We start from the raw sequence: 5,419 nt of genomic DNA, 5'->3' as shown, positions 1-5,419 counted from the left end.
GTCGAACCCTCAGTGATCGAACCGAAGTCAGGAGCATCCTCACCCGTCGAACCCTCGGTCAGCGAACCCAGATCGAGGTTGCCGTCAGCATCCGTCGAACCCTCAGTGATCGAACCGAAGTCCGGAGCATCCTCACCCGTCGAACCCGACGACAGCCCGTCCGAGCCAGTGGGCAGGTCCTCGAGATCCGGAAGCTCGGTCGCGTCCGAGCCAAGAGCGAGACCGAGGTCCAGGGCGAGCTCGCCGGAGCCAAGTGCGCCACCAAGGTTGAGTCCGAGCTCGGCACTGCCCTGGGCGTTGGCGATGCCCGGCATGCCGCCGAGCACGAGTCCGGAGGCCGCGATGACGGCCATCATCCGCTTGGAATTCTTCATAGGAATTGCCTTCCTGTTGTCGTTGACGACGCGGCGATTCGGAATCTCCCCCTGCTCGCCGGCCCGGCGTGTGGTCTTGACCACCCGCCGTTCGATCGTGTCATCACCATATCGAGGCAATCCTCAGGGCTGTTACACCACGCTCGTATATGACACAGCGACACGCCGACGATGGGCGGTTGGCCAACCTCGCAGCTAGACGCCAAATCGGGCCCCACACTGGCGTTCTCGGCCCACGACCTCGGCATATGTAAATATTAAGAAATAAACTCGCTCTAACTATCTACTGGCAATTGCCAGTCAGGTGAGTTTAATCACACATTCGGGTAGTGGCGCCGTTAAGGGGTCCAAGACTGGGCGGAGTTAAACCACGCCGACCTAAGTTGAGGTTAACCTCGCATCGTCCCCGATTATCAGGAGCGTCATGGCATCGAGCACCACCGGAGTCCTCTTCCCCACCGGTTCCTCCGGGAACCGGTCGACCGGACGGCTGGCCAAGGACGTCGTCGCCGACGCACTCGCCACCGTGGACCCGGCCGCCTCCGAGCGCGTCCACCGGATCAAGGACTGGCGCAAGGGTTACATCGAGCCCTTCACCGAGCTCGTCAGCGCCGGGGTGTCCGACCCGGCGGCCTGGGACGGCGTCGCGCGTGCCGCCCTCGAGTCGCTGCAGTCCCGCATGGTCGGCGTACACGAGACAGCCGGGCAGTCCGTGGAGACCCCGATGTCGGACTACCTCGCCGTCGTCGCCCCCACCGCCGCCCCGACGACCGACACGATCCAGGGCACCGCGACCCCGGTCCGCGAGCTGTCCATCCCCTTCCGCGGCGAGGAACTGACCGGCGACCTCCTGCGCGCCCGGCTCGACAAGTGGGTCGCGGCCGGTGTGATCGAACCCAGCTGCGCCGACGCCCTGAAGCTCGTCCAGGACAATCCACAGTGGCTCTCCCTGCCCGACCGCGCCATGCTCGTCCTGGGCCTCGGCTCGGAGATGGGACCTGCTCGCCGCCTCCTGCAGTGGGGCGCCGACGTGATGGGCGTCGACCTGCCGTCGAGCCCCGCGTGGGATCGCTTCCGCGGAGAGGCCTCGACGTTCGCCGGGCGCCTGCACGTCCCCACCGGGCCGGACGGCCGCCCCGGCATCGACCTGCTCACCCAGCTCCCCGAACTCGCGGCATGGGCCAGGGCCGCGGCCCCCGCACCGCTCACCGTCGGCAGCTACTTCTATGCGGACGGCGGAACCCACGTCCAGCTCTCCTCCGCGGCGGACGCCCTCGTCGTCGACCTCCTCCGCGACAACACCGCCAACGCGCTCGCCTACCTCGCCACCCCGATGGACACCTTCGTCGTCCCCGCGGACGTGCGGGAGGCCGCCAACGCGGCGCTCGCGTCGCGCAAGATCACCGACGTCAAGCGACTCGTCGGTTCCGTCGCCCGCGGCAAGGTCTTCGCCCGCAACTACCCCGCCGGCCACGGCCCGGCGGTGCACGACGCCCTCGTCCCCCAACAGGGCCCCAACTACACCCTGGCCAAGCGGGTGCAGCGCTGGCGGGCCACTACCGCGTTCGCCGACGGACACACCGTCTCGGTCAACGTCGCCCCCGCCACCGACACCCACTCGGTGACCAAGAACAAGATCCTCGCCGCCACCTACAAGGGCGCCTACGCCTTCGGCATCGAGATCTTCGCGCCCGACACCTCCGCCGCCCTGCTCGCCGCGCTGATGGTCCACGACCTCAACGTGGGCCGGCCGCAGGTGGACGTCCAGTGGCAGCACGAGTCGTCGGGAGCGGCATCCGGCGGATTGTGGCGTCAGCCGTACCTGCCGCGGACCGCCCTGCCGGTGGCCGCGCTGATCGGTACCGTCAAGAGGTAGGAACACGCACCGCACCGTCGCCGGGACACCTGACACCGACCCCTGACACCGAGACATCTAAGGACGCCGCCATGCCGAACCCCTTCGCCAAAGGCTGGAACTACCTCAAGGCCTCGCTGGACAAGTCGGTCGACGACAACGCGGACCCCAAGATCCTCGTGCACCAGGCGATGAACCACGCGCGCGACCAGCACAAGTCGGTGTCCGACCAGGCGGCCGCCGTGATCGGCAACGCCAAGCAGCTCGAGATCGCCATGGGCACCAAGACGCGGCAGCTCGACGAGGTGCAGGGACAGATCCGACAGACCCTGCAGGTGGCCGAGCAGGCGCGCGCGGAGGGCGACACCTCCCGCGCCCAGCAGTTCGACACCCAGGCCGAGCAGCTCGCCGGGCGGCTGGTGGCACTGGAACAGGACCTCGACCACACCAAGCAGCTGCACGGCCAGGCCGTGCAGGCCGCAGAGCAGGCCAAGCAGGCGGTGAAGGAGTCCGAACAGCGGCTGCGCGAGACACTGGCGCAGGAGGATCAGCTGCTCCTGCAGGCCACCCAGGCCGAGATGCAGCACCGGACCACCGAGTCCATGAGCTCCCTGCAGGGCGCCGGCGGCGGCAACTCCCCGACCTTCGACGAGATCCGCGCCAAGATCGAGGGCCGCTACACCACCGCACTGGGCAAGCAGGAGCTCGCCGAGGCGACCGGCGCAACATCGACCGCACAGCTCGACGCCGCCGCGTTCACGCGCGAATCCGAGGGCAAGAGCAAGCTCGAGCAGATCCGCGCCTCGATGGGGCTCGACTCGGGTTCCGACTCCGGTGCCGACCGCCAGCTCACCGGAGGCGAGGGGCAGTCCGGGTCGTCGGCGGGGTCGCTGGCCGCGTCGTCCACCGGCCAGGCCGGGGCGCCCGGCCAGGCGGACCCGGAGGCCCCGAGGGACCCCGACGAGGCGACCGACCAGCCGAGCCCCGAGGACCTCTCCGGGCCCACGCTCCCCCGGGACACCAGGGAGTAGATTCCTGCTCGCAACGCGGGCGACATATCGTGTCACGGTGACCACTCACCGCACGCCCCGTGTCCTGCCGCTGCTCGCTTCCGCGTTGGCCGCGGCGCTGGTCGGCGGGACGGCGGCCCCGGCCCTCGCGCAGTCCCTGCCCGGCGGTTCCTCGCCGGGTATCGGATCACTGACGGCGGCCGGAGGGAGCGTCGACCCCTCGAGCGCGGCCGCGGGCGCGGCGACGATCGGTTCCACCGGATCCACCGGTACGGACTCGCTGACCGGCTCGGGCACCCTCCCGCCACTGGGCACCGGCTCGCAGAACACCGCCGCCACCCCGCCGATCGGCATGGAGTCCGAGCCCGTCGCCGTCAGCGAAGTGCGGCGCGTGGAGATCGGCGACCCCCTGGTGGCCGGCGGCGATCCCCGCTTCGAACGCTGGTGGGTGGCGTCGAAGTCGATGAACCGCGTCCTGCCGGTGGAGATCTGGCGCCCGGCCACCGACGCCCCGGCACCGATGCTGTACCTCCTCGACGGCGTGGACTCCCCCTCGCCGAGCGGGTGGCTCCTGCCCGGCGGGGTCGAGCGCACCTTCGCCGGTGAGCACGTCACGCTCGTCATGCCCGCCCGCGCGGACGGTTCCCTGCACGCCGACTGGCAGCGCGATGACCCGGTCCTGAGCCGCAACAAGTGGCAGACCTTCCTCACCGACGAGCTCCGACCGCTCCTCGAGGCCGGCGACATCCCCTTCAACGGCAAGCGCGGTATGGCGGGCCTGTCGATGGGCGCGGCGAGCGCCGTCACCGTCGCCGAGCTGCGCCCCGACCTGTACGACGCAGTGGGCGCGATCGCCGGGTGCTACACGGCGCGCGACGATCTCGGGTTCATCCTCGCCAAGATCGTCACCGAGACCCGCGGCGGCAACATCGCCAACATGTGGGGCCCGCGCACCGACCCCGCCTACCGGGACAACGACGGGCTCCTCCACGCGGAGAAGCTCAGGGGCAAGGCCCTCTACTTCGCCACCGCCACTGGCCGACCCGATGCCGGCGAATGGGACCGCAATGGCCGCGACCTGCTGCGGTTCACCCAGGGTGCGGGGCTCGAGGTCGCCACACACGCCTGCACCGTGGAGATGGACCGGCGGCTCGACGACCTGGGCATCGACGCCCGCGTCGACTACCTGCCCACCGGCCTGCACAACTGGGACAATTTCGGGCGTTTCGTCGCCCCGATGCGCGATACGCTGATGCCAGCGCTGCGCTGACCACCGCGGCGTCCCTCGCGTGAGGAGTCGCCATGGCCACCACACCCCGGGCCTCCGGATATCTCGCCCCCTCGGGTGCCGTTGTCTTCCCCCGCCGACTGCCACTGTCCCGGGAGGAGGCGTGGGCGGCCGTCACCGATCCGGCCCGCACCGCGCGCTGGATCTGGTCGTGGTCGGGCGACCCGGCGTCGGGAACCGTCGAGATGACGATGTCCGCCGAGGAGGGCTCGCCCGCCGAGACCGTCGGAGTACTGCGGTGTGAGGCGCCGAACCTCGTCGTCGTCAGGATCGGTCCCGACGGCTGGGTGATCACCGTGAGGATCGAGGGTGACGACGACGAGGTCACCATCTCCCTGGAACAGGACATCGCGGACGCCGACGCCGCGTCCGGCATCGGTCCCGGCTGGGACTTCTATCTGGACCGGTTGGTCGAGGCCGAGGCGGGCCGCGATCCGGAGGCCCTGCGCTTCTCCCCCGACTACCACCCCGCGCTGGCCGACCACTACCGGGCGTTGTTGGGCGGCTGAGGCGGTTGGCCGCCGCTGCGGTCGTCGACTGCGCGCCCTCCACCTGTTTTCGCAGGTGAGAGCTTCATGTCGGACCCCCTTGCTAGTGTTTCCCCAATCGAACACACAGGCGAAGCAAGGTCGTGGCGGGCAACCGCCGGCAAGGGGGTGCACATGCGGGAGGCGACTACCGGCGACCACCACGACGACCATGACGCGGCCGGGCGCACCACCGACGATCCCAGCACCGACGATCCCGGCACCAGCGGTCCCGGCGGCGACGACCCCGGCGCGGTGGCCGGCAGTCCCGCCGTCACCGCCGCCAGCTCCGCAGCCCTGGCCGCGTTGCACGCCGAGAACCGCGCGGCCGCCGCCCGACTGCGCGCCTGCCACGACCTGTGGGC

5 protein-coding genes and 1 pseudogene are annotated in these 5,419 nt (G+C 70.2%); 5 read left to right on the top strand and 1 reads right to left on the bottom strand.

The window, feature by feature from the left end; genetic code table 11:
- Positions 1 to 374: pseudogene (locus NR111_RS17910) on the bottom strand (hypothetical protein); the annotation flags it as partial.
- 424 nt (positions 375 to 798) lie between these two features.
- Here NR111_RS17910 and NR111_RS17905 point away from each other — a divergent pair.
- The 5 genes from NR111_RS17905 to NR111_RS17885 form a co-directional block, all read left to right on the top strand.
- Positions 799 to 2,250, top strand: coding sequence for a hypothetical protein (locus tag NR111_RS17905; RefSeq protein WP_256821588.1), 1,452 nt, complete (start codon positions 799 to 801; stop codon positions 2,248 to 2,250).
- Positions 2,251 to 2,321: 71 nt separating this feature from the next.
- On the top strand, positions 2,322 to 3,260 hold the full coding sequence (locus tag NR111_RS17900; protein ID WP_256821587.1) for a PspA/IM30 family protein: 939 nt from the start codon (positions 2,322 to 2,324) through the stop codon (positions 3,258 to 3,260).
- Positions 3,261 to 3,297: 37 nt separating this feature from the next.
- Entirely contained in the window at positions 3,298 to 4,509 is a 1,212-nt protein-coding gene (locus tag NR111_RS17895) for an alpha/beta hydrolase family protein (protein WP_096906678.1), read from the top strand.
- Positions 4,510 to 4,541: 32 nt separating this feature from the next.
- Positions 4,542 to 5,036: an SRPBCC domain-containing protein gene (locus NR111_RS17890; protein WP_256821586.1), complete on the top strand. Its 495-nt coding sequence runs from the start codon at positions 4,542 to 4,544 to the stop codon at positions 5,034 to 5,036.
- 153 nt (positions 5,037 to 5,189) lie between these two features.
- Positions 5,190 to 5,419: hypothetical protein (locus NR111_RS17885; RefSeq protein WP_256821585.1), on the top strand; the 230-nt coding region annotated here is incomplete at its 3' end.

Origin of the sequence: Dietzia sp. Die43 (assembly GCF_024519835.1) — a bacterium.
Taxonomy (GTDB): Bacteria; Actinomycetota; Actinomycetes; order Mycobacteriales; family Mycobacteriaceae; genus Dietzia; species Dietzia kunjamensis.
Note: the sequence above shows the minus strand (reverse complement) of the source record. Positions and strands in the feature narration are given on the sequence as shown.